The organism is Anaerostipes hominis (ex Lee et al. 2021) (assembly GCF_002270485.1).
GTDB classification, from domain to species: domain Bacteria; phylum Bacillota; class Clostridia; order Lachnospirales; family Lachnospiraceae; genus Anaerostipes; species Anaerostipes hominis.
The window spans coordinates 353,329-373,107 of sequence record NZ_NQOG01000001.1 but is presented as its reverse complement, the minus strand read 5'-3'; the positions used below and the strand labels follow the sequence as shown (position 1 = coordinate 373,107).

At 35.3% G+C, this 19,779-nt stretch carries 14 protein-coding genes; 13 read left to right on the top strand and 1 reads right to left on the bottom strand.

Annotated features, from left to right (window positions below):
• The first annotated feature begins 1 nt into the window (after position 1).
• The gene (locus tag CI597_RS01845) at positions 2-1,381 is read left to right on the top strand and encodes a glycerophosphodiester phosphodiesterase family protein (protein WP_024726590.1); all 1,380 of its coding nucleotides are present in this window, start codon (positions 2-4) and stop codon (positions 1,379-1,381) included.
• A 73-nt stretch (positions 1,382-1,454) separates the two neighbouring features.
• Here CI597_RS01845 and CI597_RS01840 read toward each other — a convergent pair whose 3' ends face one another.
• Positions 1,455-4,031 carry a YfhO family protein gene (locus CI597_RS01840; protein ID WP_024726591.1) on the bottom strand — a complete coding sequence of 859 codons (2,577 nt, stop codon included), beginning with the start codon at positions 4,029-4,031 and terminating at the stop codon, positions 1,455-1,457.
• A gap of 204 nt (positions 4,032-4,235) precedes the next feature.
• On the opposite strand from CI597_RS01840, the gene CI597_RS19670 reads away from it, so the two are divergent.
• The 12 genes from CI597_RS19670 (at position 4,236) to CI597_RS01770 (ending at position 19,777) form a co-directional block, all read left to right on the top strand.
• Positions 4,236-4,580 carry an acyltransferase family protein gene (locus CI597_RS19670; RefSeq protein ID WP_024726592.1) on the top strand — a complete coding sequence of 115 codons (345 nt, stop codon included), beginning with the start codon at positions 4,236-4,238 and terminating at the stop codon, positions 4,578-4,580.
• 753 nt (positions 4,581-5,333) lie between these two features.
• Entirely contained in the window at positions 5,334-8,153 is a 2,820-nt protein-coding gene (locus tag CI597_RS01820) for a CDP-glycerol glycerophosphotransferase family protein (RefSeq protein ID WP_095142862.1), read from the top strand.
• A 21-nt stretch (positions 8,154-8,174) separates the two neighbouring features.
• Positions 8,175-9,959, top strand: a complete 1,785-nt coding sequence (locus CI597_RS01815) for a CDP-glycerol glycerophosphotransferase family protein (RefSeq protein ID WP_024726595.1) — start codon at positions 8,175-8,177, stop codon at positions 9,957-9,959.
• A gap of 77 nt (positions 9,960-10,036) precedes the next feature.
• Positions 10,037-11,425, top strand: coding sequence for a polysaccharide pyruvyl transferase family protein (locus CI597_RS01810; protein WP_024726596.1), 1,389 nt, complete (start codon positions 10,037-10,039; stop codon positions 11,423-11,425).
• An 85-nt stretch (positions 11,426-11,510) separates the two neighbouring features.
• A complete protein-coding gene (locus CI597_RS01805; RefSeq protein ID WP_024726597.1) occupies positions 11,511-12,221 on the top strand; it encodes a 2-C-methyl-D-erythritol 4-phosphate cytidylyltransferase in 711 nt (236 codons plus the stop codon).
• Between the two features lies 1 nt (position 12,222).
• A complete protein-coding gene (locus tag CI597_RS01800) occupies positions 12,223-13,248 on the top strand; it encodes a ribitol-5-phosphate dehydrogenase (RefSeq protein ID WP_024726598.1) in 1,026 nt (341 codons plus the stop codon).
• Between the two features lie 22 nt (positions 13,249-13,270).
• On the top strand, positions 13,271-14,053 hold the full coding sequence (locus CI597_RS01795; RefSeq protein WP_024726599.1) for an ABC transporter permease: 783 nt from the start codon (positions 13,271-13,273) through the stop codon (positions 14,051-14,053).
• A 9-nt stretch (positions 14,054-14,062) separates the two neighbouring features.
• Positions 14,063-14,809, top strand: coding sequence for an ABC transporter ATP-binding protein (locus CI597_RS01790; RefSeq protein WP_024726600.1), 747 nt, complete (start codon positions 14,063-14,065; stop codon positions 14,807-14,809).
• A gap of 26 nt (positions 14,810-14,835) precedes the next feature.
• Positions 14,836-15,258, top strand: a complete 423-nt coding sequence (tagD, locus tag CI597_RS01785; RefSeq protein ID WP_024726601.1) for a glycerol-3-phosphate cytidylyltransferase — start codon at positions 14,836-14,838, stop codon at positions 15,256-15,258.
• A gap of 16 nt (positions 15,259-15,274) precedes the next feature.
• Positions 15,275-16,168 carry a UTP--glucose-1-phosphate uridylyltransferase GalU gene (galU, locus tag CI597_RS01780; protein WP_024726602.1) on the top strand — a complete coding sequence of 298 codons (894 nt, stop codon included), beginning with the start codon at positions 15,275-15,277 and terminating at the stop codon, positions 16,166-16,168.
• 14 nt (positions 16,169-16,182) lie between these two features.
• Entirely contained in the window at positions 16,183-17,349 is a 1,167-nt protein-coding gene (locus tag CI597_RS01775; protein ID WP_024726603.1) for a CDP-glycerol glycerophosphotransferase family protein, read from the top strand.
• Positions 17,350-17,398: 49 nt separating this feature from the next.
• Complete coding sequence (locus tag CI597_RS01770; protein WP_024726604.1) at positions 17,399-19,777, top strand: LTA synthase family protein; 2,379 nt, start codon at positions 17,399-17,401, stop codon at positions 19,775-19,777.
• The last annotated feature ends 2 nt before the right edge of the window (positions 19,778-19,779 follow it).

Genomic DNA, 19,779 nt, shown 5'->3' with positions numbered 1-19,779 from the left:
AATGGTATTGATAATGAAAAGAATTAGTAAAACCTGTGTAGTATTTATGTTAGCAACAATTCTTCTTGTGTCGAATAGCAACTTTGTATCTGCAAAAAGCTACTATGTGAAGAAGATTAAATGGTCAAATGTAAAATCAAAGAGGACTATGTATAAGGGAACCTCAAAATATTTTAAGGTGAAAATTACCCCATCAAAGGCAAAAAAGAAAAAACTTCAATGGTATTCCAGTAATAAGAAAGTTGTAAGAGTGAGCTCAAAAGGTTTGGTCAAGGCTGTTGGAAATGGAACTGCTTATGTAACGGCCAGAGTTAAGACACAAAAGTCAAAAAAAGTAAGATGTAAAATCACGGTTAAGACTAAAAAAGTATCTAGTGTAAAATTTAGTTCTTCTCAAAAATGTCTTGAGGTAGGACAGACATATACAAGGAAACCGAGTGTTTCACCGTCTTATGCATATAACAGAGGTGTTACATACAAATCATCTAATACGAAAATTGCAACTGTATCAAGTTCAGGAAAGATAACTGCCAAAGGGATAGGATACGCTACAATTACGGCAACTGCCAAAGACGGTTCTAAGAAAAAGGGCAGTTACAAAGTAAGAGTAATTGGAAAAATAAAAAGTGACAGCACTCGATTTATTGCTCATAGAGGATTAAGTGCCCAGGCTCCGGAAAACACCCGTTATGCTTTTGAGTTGGCAGCAAAAGAAGGGTATTGGGGTATGGAGACTGATGTAAGAATGACAAGAGACAATAAATTTATTTTACTTCATGATGCGACATTAAAAAGAATGTGTGGAGTGGATAAAAGACCTGAGGATATGGATTATGAGGATATCCGTACTCTAAAGATAACTGGAGGTAACAATATCTCTAAGTATAAAAATATAAAGGATGCAACTCAGATAGCTAGTCTTGAGGAATATTTAAAGATATGTAAGAAGAGTGAAAAGGTTCCATTAATAGAGCTGAAGGTGGAACAAAAGAATGGCGAAAAAATAAATATGAAAGATGAGGATATGAAAAGAGTTTATGATGAAGTAAAGTCGATTATGGGTGACCGTCCTTATACGTTTACTTCTTTTAATTTAGAAACAGTAATTGGAATGCGGTATCTAAAAATGAAGGATAGTGATGCATCCAATGTAAGTCTTCGTCATATTGTTAACTCTCCGGATTTGGATAATTTATCGTATTATAAAAGACGGGGGATCCAGCTGGATTGTAATTATAAAAATGTATCGCTTGGTACATTAAGTGATTTTCACAGTGCGGGATTGACAATTTGTGCATGGGTAATTGATGATAAAGAGACCGCTTGGGATTACATACAAAGAGATGCAGATTATATAACGACTAATACAAAATTATGGTAAAAAGAAAACAAGGCTGCCAATGATAAAGGTAGCCTTGTTTTTCTAAAAAAATTTTATTTTCTGTTTTTAAGGTTTATAAATGTTTGCGCCTGAAGAAATACAAGCAATATAATGATGTTACTAATGATATACAAAGACCTGTTTTTAGGCCAGGTGTTCGGTAGGTAAAAATAACTGTATGTGAGCCTTTTGTTAGAGGAACAGACATAAACATGATATTGCTGCGAGTTATTTTAGTTTCTTTTCCATCTATCATGCATGACCATCCAGGACTATAGGGAACCGCTACATTAAGAAGCTTATTTTTTTCTACACAAATTTCAGCAGATATATTATTATTGTCTATCTGTAGGTTGCTGATTTTACGTTCCTTTAATTTATTTACATAGTGTGAATATTTATGGGTTGGCTGATGTATTACTTTTACGTCTTTAAAAGAGTATGCGCCGGGATTTGTAAATATAACTGAGATTTTTACGGAGTCTGATTTACTATAGCCTGTATTCAATAAAGCAGTATCTATTCCTAAAGTACTACTGTTCTTAGCCTTACATTCATATATACTTTTACCATTGGAAGAAAAAGCAATTATATTGGTAGAAGATATAGAATAATTCTTTGGAATAAAATCTGAATCCTCAAAATAAAGATATATTTCTGAATTTTTTGCACCTTTTGTCCTAAAAGTAAAAGTGCAGTTTTCTTTAGAGACATAAATTTTATTGTTTTTATCAACTTTTATACCGCATTTTGGGTTTTTAGAAATATAAGTTTTGATTTGTTTAAAAAAGTCATTTTTATTTTGTGACACCTGTGTATCAATGGAAACGTCTTTGTTTGTTTTTTTGTTTTGTTTTTCTAAAATGCAGGACTGCAACATAACTTGTTCTCGCTGATATGTGCTATATTCTAAGAAATTGTTCTCGGAAATAGAGTTATCATAGACTGAAAATAATCCAATATAATTAGTATTTTTATGTATTGTGTCTATGGTTTTTTCCCCATTATAAAGTGTACGGGACTTTGATTTTATCTTTTTATACCCAAAAGGGACGGAGTGGTTCCCATGTGTAGAAGTTTCTGTTACATACTTTACTCCAGTCAAAAGATTTAGTCCTGATCTTGAGTCAAAGTTTCCGATAGAAACGGTTACCGTTTCTCCGGCATTCCCTAAATATCTTGAAAATAAAGAAGAATATTTAGATGTAATACTGAAATAAGATGAGACAGTAGGTAATCGGTTCAAAATACCATAATTCCGGCTTTCGCGATCTAAGACATCTACTCGAAATCCAGATGTGAGTTCTCTTTTATGTAAAGAATTTATACTATTATCAGTTAAACGGTTGTTTGCGGTACCAAGATCATAATATACGGAAACTTGATTGTCTCCAAGTGGAGAGTTGTTATAAAATCCTTTGATTGAGACTTCTACTATAACAAATACTAGAATCGCCAGTTTTGCGTATACACTGAAATTAGTGTGGGCGATAAAAGATTCAAAAACCAGCACAAAACAATATGATAGGACAAATGAGAGCAGGAAAGTCCACCGATTAGAAATATAGGAAAAACCATTCAAAGCAAATCCTGCAAATGGGAACAGTAGAAATATAAATAATGTTAGTCCCACAACTTTGAAAGTGAGAAATTTCTTTCTTATTTTAAATAATAAAACAAAAGATATAATTGCTAAGGCAGAATAACCAAGGTAAGAGGTGTTAATATATTGGGAAGTATTCCTCAAAGTGCTGAAAAACAGGGATGGGATTAAAGACTTATAATAGTCTGGATGGTATAAAAATAGGTTGTCTGGCAGCGGTTGATCCAGCCGTTCCGTATTAAAAAAAGAAATTAACACAGGAAGGAAAATCACTGCTGAATTTAAAATACCAAGTATAAACTGTATTGTACAATGGAAAAAGGATTTAAAAAACAAACGGAAATCCCTTTGATCTTTTGGGTGAAGTTCAAAAAAGCGCAGTAATGCATATAAAAACATAAAAAGAGTTAACATGTAGAAAAAGTAAAAGTTACTTATAAGAGATATTATGACCATGATATGAAACAGTACAGATTTTTTATTTTCCAACATTTGATCTATACCTACCAAAAGTAAAGGAAGGTAGATCATAGGATTAATAAAAAATGGATGTCTGGTAGCAAAAATAATAGTGTAGCCGCAAAAACTATACATTATACTGCCGATGAGAACATGCATTCCTTCATGACCATGTGTTTTGCAATAATAAGAAAAATTAAGCCCGGATAAATAAATTCTGAATATCACTAAAAAACTATACAGATATTCCGTATAGCGATAGGGGACTAAAATGCTTAATAAATCAAGTGGATCCCCAAAAGAATAGTAATTAAGAGTCGTAAGAATATCTCCTCCATACCCGAGTGTCATATCCCACATTTTTAATGATAAATGACCAGTGTGCAGAAAGTTAGATATTGTTTCTCGTATGTAAATTCCTAAATATGCAAGGGCTGGATAGTGTTGTTTAGATCCATCAATTTCCCAGACAAAAGAATGTTGTTGATGTATAAAAGGGAAATAGATAAAAATTATTACAAGACAAAAAATAATCGTATATATAGCAAAATTAGAATAACTTTTATTACTTTTAATGTAGTGTTTCATATAAGTGAACTCCTCTAGATTATATTTTTATATCATTATAAATAATAAGATCTTACTTGACAACCAGAGAAAATTAAAATTTGTAATATAATATTAACATATATGGTAGACAAACACTGTCCAAAAAGTTAAGATAGAGAATGTGTATAATGTATCAATATACACATTAACAATGCTGCTGGCTATCTTGGAAAATATTTAGATATGATATATAATAAAGCTAAAGAACAACATGAGAGAGGGTTCATCATGATAAAAAGCAATTCTCAAACAGCTTTAAATACGAGAAATCCCTATTTCGACAATTTGAAATTTGGTTTAATATTACTTGTCGTAATTGGACATTTGTCGGATCTATTAAAGGACTCTTCCTGTATAATGAGCGTTATCCGTTCTGTAATTTATTTTTTTCATATGCCTCTTTTTATATTCGTGTCTGGGTATTTTTCTAATTATGGAGAATTTGGCATAAAAAAGAATTTTCTTAAAGTATTTAATTTGTTTTGCTGGTATATCCTTTTCAAATTTGGATTATTTTTTACTTGGTGAAGGTAATACAAAACTCTCCTTATTTTTAGATGGAGGTGTACCATGGTATTTGTTAGCACTTGTTATTTGGCAATTATTGATACCGTATATTCTACTTTTGGAAAGAAAAAAGGTACAGATAGTGTTGATTCTTACCGGATTGGCAGCAGGGTGTGTACAGAGTATCGGAGATTATATGGCCTTGTCAAGAATCTTTGTTTTTGGTATCTTTTTTTATGGGGGTATGTACTTTAAGCGAGCGAAGACCCCATTTTTTAATAATAATAAGTAAAAAGTATAGGGTACTTACGGGAATCCTATTGTCGATATCTTCCGTTCTTACATATAATTTTCATAATTATATTGTAAAATTAACAATATTTTCAACAGGAAGATATTCTTATCATGTGTGTCATGTCAACAATCTGCAAGGAATTGTCCTCAGAGGGATTTTTTTGCTCCTAGCAGTGTGGTTTGGGTTTCTATTTATGTGTATAATATCTCCTAATGAGCACTTATACACAACATGGGGAAAAAATACGTTACAAGTTTATATATTACATACATTCATATATGTATATTTTTTAAATCATAGACAAGTGATAAATGTAATAGGAAGTACACAGCAAGGAAAAATATTTTTGCTTATAACTTCAGTATTAATTACAATTTTATTGTCAGGAAAATGGATTAGCTGGTGGTTTAAAAAGATATCATCTGCTTTTACTAAGACAGGAGAATTCTTACTGAATTATGTAATAATGGAGGACAAGTATGATTAACAATATAAAAATATCAATTATAATGCCAGTGTATAATGTGCAAGATTATTTAGAAGAGGCATTGCAGTCTATACAAAATCAGACATTTGATGATTATGAAGTACTGATGGTAGATGATGGATCTACAGATGCTTCGTTAGAAATTATGAAAAAATATTCTCAGTTAGATACAAGATTTATTTCATATTCAAAAGAAAATAAAGGTGTATCACAAGCGAGGAATTATGCTTTGGATCGTGCCCATGGTGAGTATGTTGCATTTTTAGATGGAGATGATTTAATGCCTAAAAGAGCACTTGAAGCAATGTACCGCACTGCAAAAGAGCACAAAGCAGAGATTATCATTGGGAAGATGCAGGAGTTTAGTCTTGCAAAAAAAAGTATTTATCAACATACAAAGAATTTATCAGTAAAAAAGCAAATTGATAAATATGATGAGGATATTCTCTGGACTATGATGCTTGGAAATAAATTATATTCCAGAAATTTAATTGAGGAGAACAAGATAAGGTTTGAATCTGTTAAATTTTCTGAAGACGCTATATTTACAATGAGCTGTATCTTTAAGAGTAAAATGATCTGTGGATGTTCCAAAATAACAAATCAATATAGAAAACGTTTTTGTTGGGAGGGGCGTTCTGTTACACAGATGATCAGCAGAGAACTGTTTGAGGACTTTCTCTATTCATATGAAAAAGTTATAACACTGGCGAAGGACTCTTTGAGCAGAGACATGGAAGAAATAGCTGATTTTAATTCGGGGTTGGGGCTGCAGCTTCAATATAAAAAAATCAGTTATGTATCTGCAATTTATGAGAAGTTAGTAAAGAGTATTTTAGATCAGTTTTATCGTCAGATTTGGAAAGAAAATGAAAATGTCTTTAAATTAATTGCAGAAAAGATACAGGAATATAAACAATATATTATTCCGGAAAAATGGGATAACCTTGTCAGTGGACTTCCAGAATTAAGATTAAATCGTCCTTTGCTCAAAGCAGAGCAATTGGCAAAGCAACCTCTTATTTCAATAGTAATTACAGAAAACCTGAAATTTAGAGAGCTAGATATCATGATGGATTCCATTTATAATCAATTATTCCCAGCATTTGAAGTATTGATTCAGAAATCTCGCACTAAGAATTTAAATATTTTTTATAAGGAGAAGTGTAATTTAAGATTATTAGAAGCTAAAACAGCTACAGAAGCAAAAAATGAAGCTGTGAAAAAAGCTCGTGGGACAGCCATAATATTTATAGACCATCTGGCTTTATTTGAAAAAAATACATTAAATAAAATGTATAAAGCTATCATGTCATCCGATATTGATATGGTGGTCATGAAAATGAAGCATCTGGGTGAAAATGAAGTTATAAATATCGATACACAGGAAGTTGTGAATGTTTTGCGGTATCGACAGCCGCTGAAGAAGAAAACAACATATAATAAGCTTGATAATACAATTTCTAATAAATTAATAAAAAAGAATGTTTTAAAGAGTCACAATTTTTTATTTACAGATAAACCTTGGAAGGATAGTAAGAAACTATACAGGGAGTTCCAGTTTAAAAAAATAATAGATAATCCAATTATTACAAATCTTACGGATAGAGATTTTTTAAAGCATATTTTTATTTTTTCTCCCGTTAGATTTTCTTATAAGTTCAAATATAGCTCTGAATTTAAAAGGACAAAATTATATCAGAAACAATGTTTAGAGAATAGAATAAAGATGAAGCAAAAACGTAAGAAACAATTTTTTGCATTTCTAAAAGCGGTTTTACCTGTATTTAACAGAGTCTTTTTTTACAGTATACGAAACGATGGAGCTTTATTAGAAAATAGTGCGGCAGTATATCATGCGTTGCCTGATGTAAAAAAGGTTATTTTTGCAAGCCGATTGCCACATACAAAAAAAGAAAAAATAGGGATGTATTTTAAACTTCTTACTAGTAGAGTGATCGTCACAGATGATTACTGTAAATATTTGAGAGAAGTTGAACTCCGACCAAAGCAAAAAGTAGTACAAATATGGCATGCATGTGGCGCTTTTAAAAAATTCAGCCTGGATTATCCTTCTAGCGATCGATTTACAGAAAAACTTACTCACTATCAGTATGATACGGTTATTGTGAGTTCAGAAAATGTAAAAAAATATTATGCTGGGGCATTTGGTATTCCTATTGACAGAATAAAGGCTTTGGGGGTTCCAAGGACAGATAATCTTTTGGATCAGATAAATAATAAAAATGATAAGGAACAGTTTTTCCGGAAATTCTCTGAATTAAAAGGAAAAAAAATAATTATATTCTGTCCAACCTTTCGTGAAGTTAATAATAAACAGGTAAAATATAAAACAGGAATAAACTGGCGAGAATTAAATAACTCTTTACAGGATGATGAGGTGTTACTGATTAAAAAGCATCCTATTATGAAATATGATTTGCTTGAGGGAAAAAAATATTCTAAAATTAAAAATATGAACGAGGTATCAACTTATACTTTAATGAATGTTTCTAAGTTAATGATCACAGATTACTCTTCAGTTATTTTTGAATATGCTCTTTATAATAAACCGGTCATTTTTTACTGCCCCGATTTTTATGATTACGAGAGAGATTTCTATTTGAAGTTCCCTCAAGAATTATTTGGTAACTTTGTTACAGATCCTTCTCTGTTAACAGAGACAATTCATCAGGCGTTAAAAGGAAATCAGATTCCGGGCATTGAAGAATTTAAGGAAAAGATGATGGGAAGCTGCGATGGACATTCTGCGGAAAGAGTGGCCGGATTAATTAAGTCGTATTTAAAGTAACAACAGGAAATGAGGAATAAATTGGATAATTATAAATTAACAGTACTTGAATTGAACATTGAAAAAGATAATTTGAAAATTCAACTTGAAGTGGAAGGTATTTATACTCCCGTCATAAGGGCTCCTAAATTAGCAATTTTTTTTGATAATGGAAAAGAGATACGCAGAATTCCTATAATGGTCTTATCATATTATCCTAAAAAAGATTTAAAGACATTTGTATTATTTGCAGAGCATACGTATGATTTAAACTATATTTATTATGCAGAGGAGGAAATAGAGAAGTTTTCCATATATTTTGAATTTATATATGGGGACGACAGGATTCATCATATGCCATTTCAGTTAGAGAAAGGTATGAAGATATCTGGGGATAAAAAATATAAGGTGAAACCATCAAGTGAAAATACTAGATTGTCTGTTGTAAACAGTCAATATCGACCAGTAAGAGTGGTAAATGAAATTGTCGATCTTGGTACGAGTTGTATTCGTGGATTATGGGACTTGGTTTTGATAATTATAACCATTTTTTTGTCTCCGATTTTTCTCGTGGAAGCAGTCCTAGAACAATTTAGATGTGCGGCATCGGCTCCTAAGAATAATGTTCAGAGAGGAAAGCGTTTTTTGAATCACGTTCGATGGAGATATGGTAATTTTTCTCGTATGGAGTTTGGTGTCAAAAGAGCTAAGCTGAATCTATTTAAATTCTATTATAAAGCTATGTGTCTAAGAAGAATAAAGAAAAACCGTATTTTGTTTCTGTCAAACCGAAGGGATGAATTGTCAGGAAATTTGGGATATGTATATGAGGTTCTAAGACAAAGACAAGGTTTAGATTTTGTATATCTATTAGATTCTTCTGTTGAAGGAAAAGAAATGAAACTTTCCACATCATTTAAGCTGGCTGAATATTTGGCAACATCTAGGATTATTTTAGTCGATGATTTCTATTTTATGCTTTACAAAATACCTAAGAGAAAAGGGACCTCAATTTTTCAATTGTGGCACGCTTGCGGTGCATTTAAGACATTTGGGTTTAGCAGAGCCAATTTTATAAAAAGCAAGAAAAAGCAGAGGGAAAAAAGTCATAGAAACTATGATTATACTATTGTCAGCTCTCAGGAGATTGCTGATTTCTATGCAGAAGGATTTGGACTATCTATTGAAAAGGCAAAGGCTACTGGAATTCCACGAACGGATATATTCTTTGACGTAGAATATAAGAAGAGAATGCAGGAAGAATTTTATAAACACTATCCTAAGCTGAAAGAAAAGAAAATTCTTATGTTTGCACCTACTTTCAGAGGACAGGGAAAAGTCAGCGGATATTATCCGGTCTTCCGTTTTGATTTGAAAAAGGTGTATGAAGCGTTAAATGGAGAATATGCAATCATCATCAAACATCATCCATTTGTTCAAGACCGGAATGAAATTCCAGAGGAGTATAAAGAGTATATTATCGATCTGTCTGAGGAGGCAGAAATTAATGACCTGCTGTTTGTTACTGATTTATTGGTAACAGATTACTCCTCTGTTATATTTGAGGCGGCATTATTAGATATACCGATGCTTTTTTATGCTTTTGATCTGCATCAATATATTTCTACCAGAGGTTTTTACTATGAGTATGAATTGTTTGTTCCAGGAAAAATTGTAGACAGTGAGAAAGCGATGCTCACTGCAATGGAAGAAAAGGACTTTGAGGAAGAGAAGATTCAAAATTTTAAGACTAGATTCTTTGACGATCTGGATGGAAAATCATCTGAGAGAGTAGCTGAGTTGATCTTAGATACTATGAATGGATAACGATTTAGGGCCAATACTTTATGTATGGAGTATGGCTCTATTTTGCAATAGAAAAATGACAACAATAGAGGGAGAAAATGAAACAGATTTTAACAAGAGCAGGAATGGCTCCATATGAAAACTTTGATGCAGCACAAGTGATTTTAGACAATGCAATAGGAGATAATACAGGAAATCTAATCTATCTAAATGGTTTTTATCGGGCATTGACCACAGATCATCAGGAATTAATTCCAAATCGCTACAGACTTAGAAAAAGTGTTCATGCTGATTTTATCAACGAAACCTATGATGCTTATGTTATGCCGTTTGCAGATGCTTTTCGATTAGATATGGTCGATACTCTTAAAGATTTAACACATCTTATCCGTAAGCTTAGAATACCTGTAGTCATTGTTGGAGTCGGATTGAGGGCACCTATGGATGCTGATATAACAAGAGAATTTCCGTTTGATGAAGAGGTAAAGGAATTTGTTAAAGCAGTTCTTGACCATTCTGCCAAGATTGGTATACGGGGAGAAGTTACCGCAGCATATCTAAAAAAGCTTGGGTTTAGAGAAGAAATAGACTTTACAGTTATAGGGTGCCCTTCCATGTATACCAATGGGGCGGATCTGACAGTCAGACAGCCGAGATTGTCAACAGATTCAAGGATTTCGATCAACGCTTCTGTTGTAGCACCAAACAATGTCAATCAGTTTTTGCGTAATGTGATGAGGCAAATACCGGACTATTATTTTTTGCCTCAAAGGCTTCAAGAATTGAAAATGACTTTTGCAGGAGAGCCTTACATCCATAAGCAGAAACATGCAAAGGATTATCCAGATAGTATGTTGGATGAAGTCTATAGGGAAAACAGAGTGAGGTGTTTTTTAAATGCGAAAACTTGGTTTGATTTTCTTGAAAAAGTAGACTTAAGTATTGGCGGCAGGCTCCATGGTAATATTGCGTCAATTGTTGCAGGGACCCCGGCTTTGCTGATTCCTCATGACTCCAGAATGAAAGAATTAACTGAGTTTCATCACCTGCCTCATATCCACGCAAAAGATCTAAGACCAGGGCAGGATGTTTTTGAATTAATAGAGAAGATTGATTTTAAGTCCGTATTAAAAGATCATGACAAGAACTTTCACGCATATTTAAAGTTTCTCGAGGAAAATGGTATTGAACATATTTTTAAAAATGGGCAGAATCCAAAAGAAGCACCTTTGGATAAAAGGATAAACAATGTAAAACTACCCCCACCAGTTGACACATTAAATGGGCACAGCTATGAAGACAATATTCACAGGGTAGACAAGTATTATCGAGAAAGAGAAATAAGAGAAAAGCAATTAAGAGTGGATTTTCGGGATTTAAAAAGGGAATGTAATCGAGAAAAAAAGGAATCTCAGTACAGAAAAGAACTTCTGGAAAGTAAACCCGTAAAATATGCGGTCAGTTTGAGAAAATTGTTGAAAAGGTAGGAATCATCAAGAGTAGTTGAATTAAATGCAGATTTACGGTAGAATAGATTAGATAGAATTTCAATTATAAAATGTGAGGTGTATTATGGTATTCGGAGTCATATTAGCAGGTGGAATCGGCAGCAGGATGGGAAATGTTGAAAAGCCCAAACAATATTTAAATCTTGGAGGAAAACCGGTTATTATTCATACGGTGGAAAAGTTTTTTGTAAATAAGAATTTTGATGAAGTGATCATTTTATGTCCTCCATCATGGATAGGGCATACAAAGAATTTAGTAAAAAAATATTTGAATAATGATAAGAAAATTATAGTTATTGAGGGTGGAGAGACAAGAAATGAAACAATCATGGCTTCAGTAACCTATATTGAAAAAAAATATGGTGTCACTGATGACACGATCATAGTGACGCATGACGCAGTGAGACCTTTTGTTACACATAGAATACTGGAAGAAAATATACAGGCAGCACGGGAATATGGAGCATGTGATACAGTTGTTTCAGCAGCGGATACAATTGTACAAAGAACTGAAGAAGGCCATATGATTGCTGATATTCCGGATAGAAGAAGAATGTGCCAGGGACAGACACCTCAGTCATTTCAGGCAGCAAAGATCAGAAAATTATATAATTCCTTATCGGAAGAAGAGAGACAAACTCTTCCTGATGCATGTAGGATATGTGTATTAAAGGGAGAACCAGTATATCTTGTGGAAGGTGAGGTATTTAATACAAAAATAACTTATCCTTTTGATTTACAGGTGATGGAGACAATGATTAAAGGAGATCTCTAATATGCTAAATACGGTTTATCGTTTGACGGCACCCCGTCATTTTGAAGTAGAGTTTAATGAAATCGATTTATTTGGGGAACAGGTAGTTGTGAGACCTACCCATTTATCTATATGTAATGCGGACCAAAGATATTATCAAGGGAAAAGAGCACCCGAAGTTTTAGCTAAAAAATTACCGATGGCATTAATTCATGAGGGGATCGGAGAGGTGGTCTATGACCCGAAAGGCGAGTTTCAGCCTGGAGATGCAGTGGTTATGGTACCGAATACCCCAACGGAAAGTGATGATATTGTATCTGAAAATTATTTACGCAGCAGCAAATTCAGAGGCAGCGGCTTTGATGGATTCATGCAGGATAATGTCGCTCTTGATAGAGACCGCATTGTACGGCTGCCAGAAAATATAGATAAAACAGTTGCAGCGTTTACTGAGATTATTTCTGTTAGTGTACATGCATTGAGCAGATTTGATTCTATTGCTCATCAAAGGCGTGAAAGTGTTGGTATTTGGGGAGATGGAAATCTAGGATTCATTACAGCATTATTATTTAAGGCGATGTTCCCTGATACAAAACTATATGTTTTTGGTGTAAATCAGGACAAATTAGATGACTTTTCATTCGTTGACGAGACCTATCTTGTTCGGGAAATCCCAGATGATCTGTCCATTGATCATGCTATTGAATGTGTAGGAGGGGACGGCTCTCAGAAGGCGATTCAACAGATTATAGATTTTATAAATCCAGAAGGCACTATTTCTATTTTAGGGGTATCAGAGTATCCGATACCGGTGGAGACTCGAATGATACTGGAAAAAGGTCTGCGTATGTTTGGCAGCAGCCGAAGTGGCAGAAAAGATTTTGTTAAGACAGTTGAACTTTTCGAAAAGAATCCTGAAATTGTGGATTATCTCAGCAATATTGTCGGAGCTGTCGTTGAAGTAAATACGATCAAAGATATGACAAAGGCATTTGAATTAGATATCCAGAAAGCTTTTGGAAAGACTATTATGGTATGGAAAAAATGATTTGGGTCAGGGAGAAAAGAAAGTGAAGACATATATTGAGAATTTTAAGAAATATAGATTTCTTTTAGTGGAGCTTGTAAAAAAAGGTATAAAATTAAAATATAGGCGTTCGTATTTAGGGATTCTTTGGACACTTCTTGAGCCGCTTCTTACAATGATTGTGCTGACAATCGTTTTCGGTTCAATGTTTGGAAATCCAGATCCAACCTTCCCTGTATATATCCTGACGGGACGACTGTTGTACACTTTCTTTTCTTCTGCGACGAGCGGGGCAATGAAGTCGATACGTAACAATGCAGGAATGATTAAAAAGGTTTATGTACCAAAATATATATACCCTTTGTCCAGTGTACTTTTTAATTATATTATTTTTCTGCTGTCTTTGATTGTTCTTGTGGCAGTTGCTGTTGTTCTTAAGGTATATCCAACAATATATCTTGTGCAGGCTGTTGTACCTCTGGTTTTGATTTTGGTAACTGCATTCGGGGTGGGTATGATTTTATCTACTATGGCAGTGTTTTTTAGGGATTTAGAATACTTATGGTCTGTTGCATTAATGTTAATTATGTATGCGTCAGCAATTTTTTATCCTGCAGAGAAATTATTAAATAAACCAGGAATATATCAATTTGTACTGAAATGTAATCCTCTATACTTATTAATTCATAATTTCCGTCAAGCTGTCTATGGTCGCCCAATGAATACGCACTTCCTCCTTGCATCGACTGTGTTTGCTGTTTTTTCTGTAATCATAGGTCTTTATTTCTTCTACAAGAAGCAGGATGAATTTATTTTACACATTTAGGAGGATACTATGGCTAAGCAAAAAAAAGAGGTCCTTAAAGTTGAAAATGTCGGAATGAAATTTAATTTAAGTCAGGAAAAAGTTGATGATTTAAAAGATTATGTAATTAAATTGTTAAAAAGAGAACTTCAATATAATGAATTTTGGGCCTTGAAAAATATAAACTTTACATTAAACAAGGGGGATCGCCTGGGCATTTTGGGGCTCAATGGAGCAGGTAAAAGTACTTTACTGAAAGTTATCGCCGGAGTACTGAAAGCGACGGAAGGTACAGTGACCACAAAAGGAAAAATTGCACCCCTATTAGAACTTGGTGCAGGATTTGATCAACAGTATACAGGAAGAGAAAATATCTATTTGTATGGTGCGGTACTAGGTTTCTCTAAAAAATTTTTAGATGAAAAATATGAAGAAATTGTACAGTTTTCAGAGCTGGAAAAGTTTATTGATGTCCCAGTAAAAAATTATTCATCAGGAATGAAAACCAGACTTGGTTTTTCTGTAGCAACACTGGTGGAGCCGGATATCTTGATTTTAGATGAAGTATTGTCTGTAGGAGATGCCAAGTTTAGAAAAAAGAGCGAAAAGAAGATCATGAACATGTTTGACAAAGGAGTTACTGTATTGTTTGTATCACATTCGTTAGAACAGGTAAAGAGATTGTGCAATAAGGCCATACTGTTGGAAGCTGGACAGATTATTGCGAGTGGCACAGTAGAGGAAGTCAGCAAGATTTACGAAGAGAAAACGAATTAGAGCCAAAATAGAGGAGGTTTTACTTAATGAAAAAGGTAATTACCTATGGTACTTATGACTTGCTTCATGCAGGACATATTAATTTATTAAGAAGAGCAAAAGAATTAGGAGATTATTTGATTGTTGTTCTTTCTACGGATGAATTTAACTGGAACGAAAAGCAGAAGAAATGTTATTTCAGTTATGAAGAGAGAAAAAAGCTTCTGGAAGCTATCAGGTATGTAGATTTAGTAATCCCGGAAAATAATTGGGAACAAAAAGTCTCCGATGTTCAGGAATATCATGTCGATACTTTTGTTATGGGAAATGATTGGGAAGGCAAATTTGACTTTTTAAAAGAGTATTGTGATGTGGTATATCTTCCAAGAACAGAAGGTATTTCTACCACAAAAATAAAGCAAGATCTGGGATTAATGGGAGAGCAGAAACAAGAATCAAGTGAATTGTAATAAACAGGAGGGCTCTATGAATACACAGAAAGTGAGAAAGGCTGTCATTCCAGCAGCGGGATTAGGTACTAGGTTTTTGCCGGCAACAAAGGCGATTCCTAAGGAAATGCTTCCGATAGTAGATGTTCCTACTGTACAGTATATTGTCGAAGAAGCGGTATCCAGTGGAATTGAGGAGATTTTGATTATTACAAATTCTAATAAACACTGTATGGAAAATCACTTCGACAAAGCATACGAATTAGAAGAACGTTTGGCTGAATCAGGGAAAATGGACCAAGTCAAGATGATTAATGATATATCCAATCTCGCAAATATTTATTATGTAAGGCAAAAAGAGCCTAAGGGGCTCGGGCATGCAGTATTATGTGCTAAATCATTTATTGGAAATGATCCTTTTGCTGTTCTGCTTGGGGATGATGTTGTAATCAATAAAGGGGGCAAACCGGCCCTTGGACAGTTGATAGAGGCTTATAACAAACACCATGCATCTGTTGTAGGTGTCCAGACAGTAGCAGAGGACCAAGTAAGCAAATACGGGATCGTGGCCCCAAATAAAAATCTACCTGCAGACGGACGAGCTGTAAAGCTTGATAACATGGTGGAGAAACCAAAGCAGAAAGATGCTCCGAGCCGTATGGCTGTGCTTGGACGGTATGTTTTGACTCCGGAGATCTTTGAACTGCTGGAAAGCCAGGGAGCCGGTGCAGGCGGGGAGATTCAGCTGACAGATGCTATCTGCCGGCTGATAGATACACAGGCAGTTTATGCATATGACTTTGAGGGTATCCGTTATGATGTGGGTGACAAGTTTGGTTTTATAAAAGCGACTATTGATCTTGCCTTGGAAAGACCAGAACTGTATGATCAAGTTGCTGCTTATTTAAAAGAAATTAGTCAGAAATTATAAGAGAGTGGACAACTATGAAACAAAAAATCAAACAATTAATAATTGAGATATACAAAAGATTAACATATATTATACCAACAAGCAAAAAAATCATTCTATTCCAAAGCAGCAACGGAAGAAATTATTCTGGAAATCCAAGATATATATATGAAGAGATGGTGCGTCAGGGGCTGGATAAAGAGTATACTCTGGTCTGGTTATTGTTTGATACCACAATCGAGATCCCGGGCCGCTGCAAAAAAATAAGAAATAATTATATTCCATATTTCTGGTATCTGATGAGGGCCGGAGTCTGGGTATTTGACAGCAGGCAGCCTATGTACATGAGGAAAAAAGATTCCTGTATGTATATTCAGACATGGCATGGAACACCTCTTAAAAAACTTGCTCTGGACATGGATAAGATGGATATGGGCGGAAGCCAGAATATCGAAGGCTACCATAATAAGTTCCGCAGGGCCACGTCTCTATGGGATTATCTCATCTCACAGAATCCGTTTTCCACGGAGATATTTAAAAGTTGTTTTGCTTTTGAAGATAAACCTATCCTGGAAATCGGATATCCAAGAAATGATATTTTGATCAACGATGACAATCCGGAAGCCATTCAGAAAATGAGGCAGAAGCTGGGTCTTCCTCTGGATAAGAAGATTATCTTATATGCTCCTACATGGAGAGACAATGAGTTCCACTCTAAAGGAAAATATAAGTTTGCATCAAAGCTGGATTTTGATAAGGCCAGAGAAGCACTGGGAGATGAGTATGTATTTATCGTAAAATACCATTATCTCGTCTCAGAGTCCATTGACTGGAGCCCATACAAGGGATTTGTCTACACGTTTGATGAGACAAAGGATATTGCATGGCTTTATCTGGTGTCTGACCTTCTTATCACGGACTATTCTTCTGTAATGTTTGATTACAGTATTTTAAGACGTCCGATGTTTTTCTTTGCCTATGATCTGGAGGATTATAAAGATAATTTAAGAGGATTCTATTTTGATTTTGTCAATGAAGTACCGGGGCCTATTTCAAGGGATACGGACCAGCTGATCGAAGACATCCTCACTTATGATCCAGTACAGTGGAAAGACAAATACGATGCTTATCACGAGAAATTTAACTGCAGGGATGATGGAAAAGCGGCAGATAAGATCGTGAAAAAGATTACAGGACAATAAAAAAGAAGAGGAAACTCTTCTTTTTTATCTATATGAAAGGTTTAACAGCATGTTAACGAGAAAAAACGAGAAGAAGAAGCATATCTTCCAATGGATCGGATTGGCTGTCATTATACTATACTTTATTTTTGCGGCATTCCAGTACAAGATTTTTCAGGGAGATATATTTAAGGCGTACAAGATTGACTCGCCGGAGACGGAAGTAGTTTGTGACGGCTGGGAGAAGAAGCTAGAGTTTACGGCAGCACAGAGAGAACTGAAGTATTTTGAGATGACCTATCTGAACCCGAAAGGGGACACGGCTCAGGGACATGTCCAGGCTGAGATCAAAGATTCATCCGGGAAAAGTGTGTGGAAGAAAGATTTTCCAGCCTCTGAGATGAGAAAAGGGATCTATGCCAGAGGGATTCAGGGAACGGTCTACGATGTGAATAAAAAGCTTAAAAAGGGTGAGAGCTATAATCTCAGCTTAAAAGCCGTTGATATGCCAAAAGAACAGAACATCACAGCCAGGAGACCGGATCTCACTATGCATTATTATGGGTTTAATACCATCAAGTTTTGTATGCTCCTGGGAGCAATCTTGATGTTGGAGGTTCTTCTGTGGATCCCAAATAAGCTCAATGAAAAATGGAATCTTTACCTGAGCAGGGCTATGTTTGCTGTTACGCCGGTGCTGGCGTTTGTTCTGCTGGAACGGTTTAATCAGACCAGTATACGGAATCTTGGTGTTTTTAAGAGCAGCGTCAATCTGCTGGTCTATATTCTTTTGCTGGCATTTTTCTTTTTGATCACGAACCGGACAAAGATTGCTTCTTTTCTGACGATCATTACAGTGTCTTTGCTGGGGCTGGCTAATTACTTTGTAGTTTCTTTCCGGGGAATTGATCTCATGCCAATTGATTTTACTTCGATCCGGACAGCTGCCAATGTGGCAGCAGGTTATGAGTACAGCATCAACACGGCGATTCTGTGGAATGGAGTCCTGATCCTTGGATTTCTGATCGTTTTATTCCGGCTGAATGCAGGAAAAGGGCTGAAAAAGAAACAGAGATTGATACCGGCAGCGGTATTTGCGGGAATGCTGCTGGTGAATATCAGTGTGTTCAGCAATACCCAGCGTCTGAGGGAATGGGGGATCAAGATCAAGCTGTTTAACCCATCTGTCAGCTGTAAGAGAAACGGCTATGCGGCGATTTTTACAGCCAGCCTTAAGTTCTTAGTGGCAGAAAAGCCGGAAGGCTACTCGGAGGAAAAAGTGGAGCAGATCATGAAGCCTTATGTGAAAAAGGCTGAGGAGGAGAACCGGAATATCAATGTATCCGGGAAAAAGACGACAAAACAGACTCCGAATGTCATTGCAGTCATGAATGAGTCCTTCTCTGATCTGTCGGTTCTCGGAGATTTTAAGACCAATCAGGATTATATGCCGTTCTATCACAGCCTGAAGAAAAATACAATCAAAGGAAACATGTACATGTCAAGCTTTGGAGGTCAGACGGCCAATTCTGAGTTTGAATTTCTGACGGGCAGTTCCATGGCGTTTCTTCCGGGGGGATCTGTAGCATACCAGTATCAGGTAAAGGATGAGCTGGGAAGCCTTACCACCACTTTGAAGGAACAGGGATACCAGGGAATGAAAGCTCTTCATCCATATCTGGCCAGCGGCTATAACCGGGAGGTTGTGTATCCGCTGCTAGGATTCAGCGATTTCCTTTCCGATGTGGACTTTAAGGAACCGGAGATGCTGAGAAGATTTATCTCCGATAAAGAAAACTACAAAAAAGTGATTGAAGAGTATGAGAAGGCAAAAGAAAAGGACAGTACTCCTTATTATATGTTTAATGTGACTGTGCAGAATCACGGGGGATATGACAAAGGATATACGAATTTTAACCAAAAGATTCATATCACCGACGGAAAAGGCGATGAGATTGCAGACCGTTATCTCAGTCTTGTGAAAGAATCAGACTCTGCCTTTGAATACTTGGTCCGTTATTTTGAAAAGGTAAAAGAACCCACAGTGATCGTCATGTTCGGAGACCACCAGCCAAGCCTGGATGTTGAATTCTATAATAAAGTAAACAATGGCAGTGCACAGAGAAAACAAAAGGTACCGTTTGTCATTTGGGCTAACTACGACATTAAAGAACAGACAGTCAATGATATCAGCCCTAATTATCTGGGAGCCTTCCTTGTGAATACTTTGAACCTGGATGAGACACCATATGAAAAGTACTTGCTAAAACTGCACAAAAAGTATCCGGTCGTCACATCCCATGTGTATATGGATGCCAACAGGCAGCTGCACACAATTGACACGCTGGATGACCTGCCGGAGGATTTAAAAGAGTACTGGATGGTCCAGTACTATCATCTGTTTGCAAAGGATAAGAGAGACGATTCTTTATTTTTCCTGAAGGAGTAGGA

Excerpts from the sequence above, each read along its gene's own strand:
- CI597_RS01845 (WP_024726590.1), top strand. The coding sequence starts at position 2 with ATGGTATTGATAATGAAAAGAATTAGTAAAACCTGTGTAGTATTTATG.
- CI597_RS01840 (WP_024726591.1), bottom strand. The coding sequence starts at position 4,031 with ATGAAACACTACATTAAAAGTAATAAAAGTTATTCTAATTTTGCTATA.
- CI597_RS19670 (WP_024726592.1), top strand. The coding sequence starts at position 4,236 with ATGATATATAATAAAGCTAAAGAACAACATGAGAGAGGGTTCATCATG.
- CI597_RS01820 (WP_095142862.1), top strand. The coding sequence starts at position 5,334 with ATGATTAACAATATAAAAATATCAATTATAATGCCAGTGTATAATGTG.
- CI597_RS01810 (WP_024726596.1), top strand. The coding sequence starts at position 10,037 with ATGAAACAGATTTTAACAAGAGCAGGAATGGCTCCATATGAAAACTTT.
- CI597_RS01805 (WP_024726597.1), top strand. The coding sequence starts at position 11,511 with ATGGTATTCGGAGTCATATTAGCAGGTGGAATCGGCAGCAGGATGGGA.
- CI597_RS01800 (WP_024726598.1), top strand. The coding sequence starts at position 12,223 with ATGCTAAATACGGTTTATCGTTTGACGGCACCCCGTCATTTTGAAGTA.
- CI597_RS01790 (WP_024726600.1), top strand. The coding sequence starts at position 14,063 with ATGGCTAAGCAAAAAAAAGAGGTCCTTAAAGTTGAAAATGTCGGAATG.
- tagD (WP_024726601.1), top strand. The coding sequence starts at position 14,836 with ATGAAAAAGGTAATTACCTATGGTACTTATGACTTGCTTCATGCAGGA.
- galU (WP_024726602.1), top strand. The coding sequence starts at position 15,275 with ATGAATACACAGAAAGTGAGAAAGGCTGTCATTCCAGCAGCGGGATTA.
- CI597_RS01775 (WP_024726603.1), top strand. The coding sequence starts at position 16,183 with ATGAAACAAAAAATCAAACAATTAATAATTGAGATATACAAAAGATTA.
- CI597_RS01770 (WP_024726604.1), top strand. The coding sequence starts at position 17,399 with ATGTTAACGAGAAAAAACGAGAAGAAGAAGCATATCTTCCAATGGATC.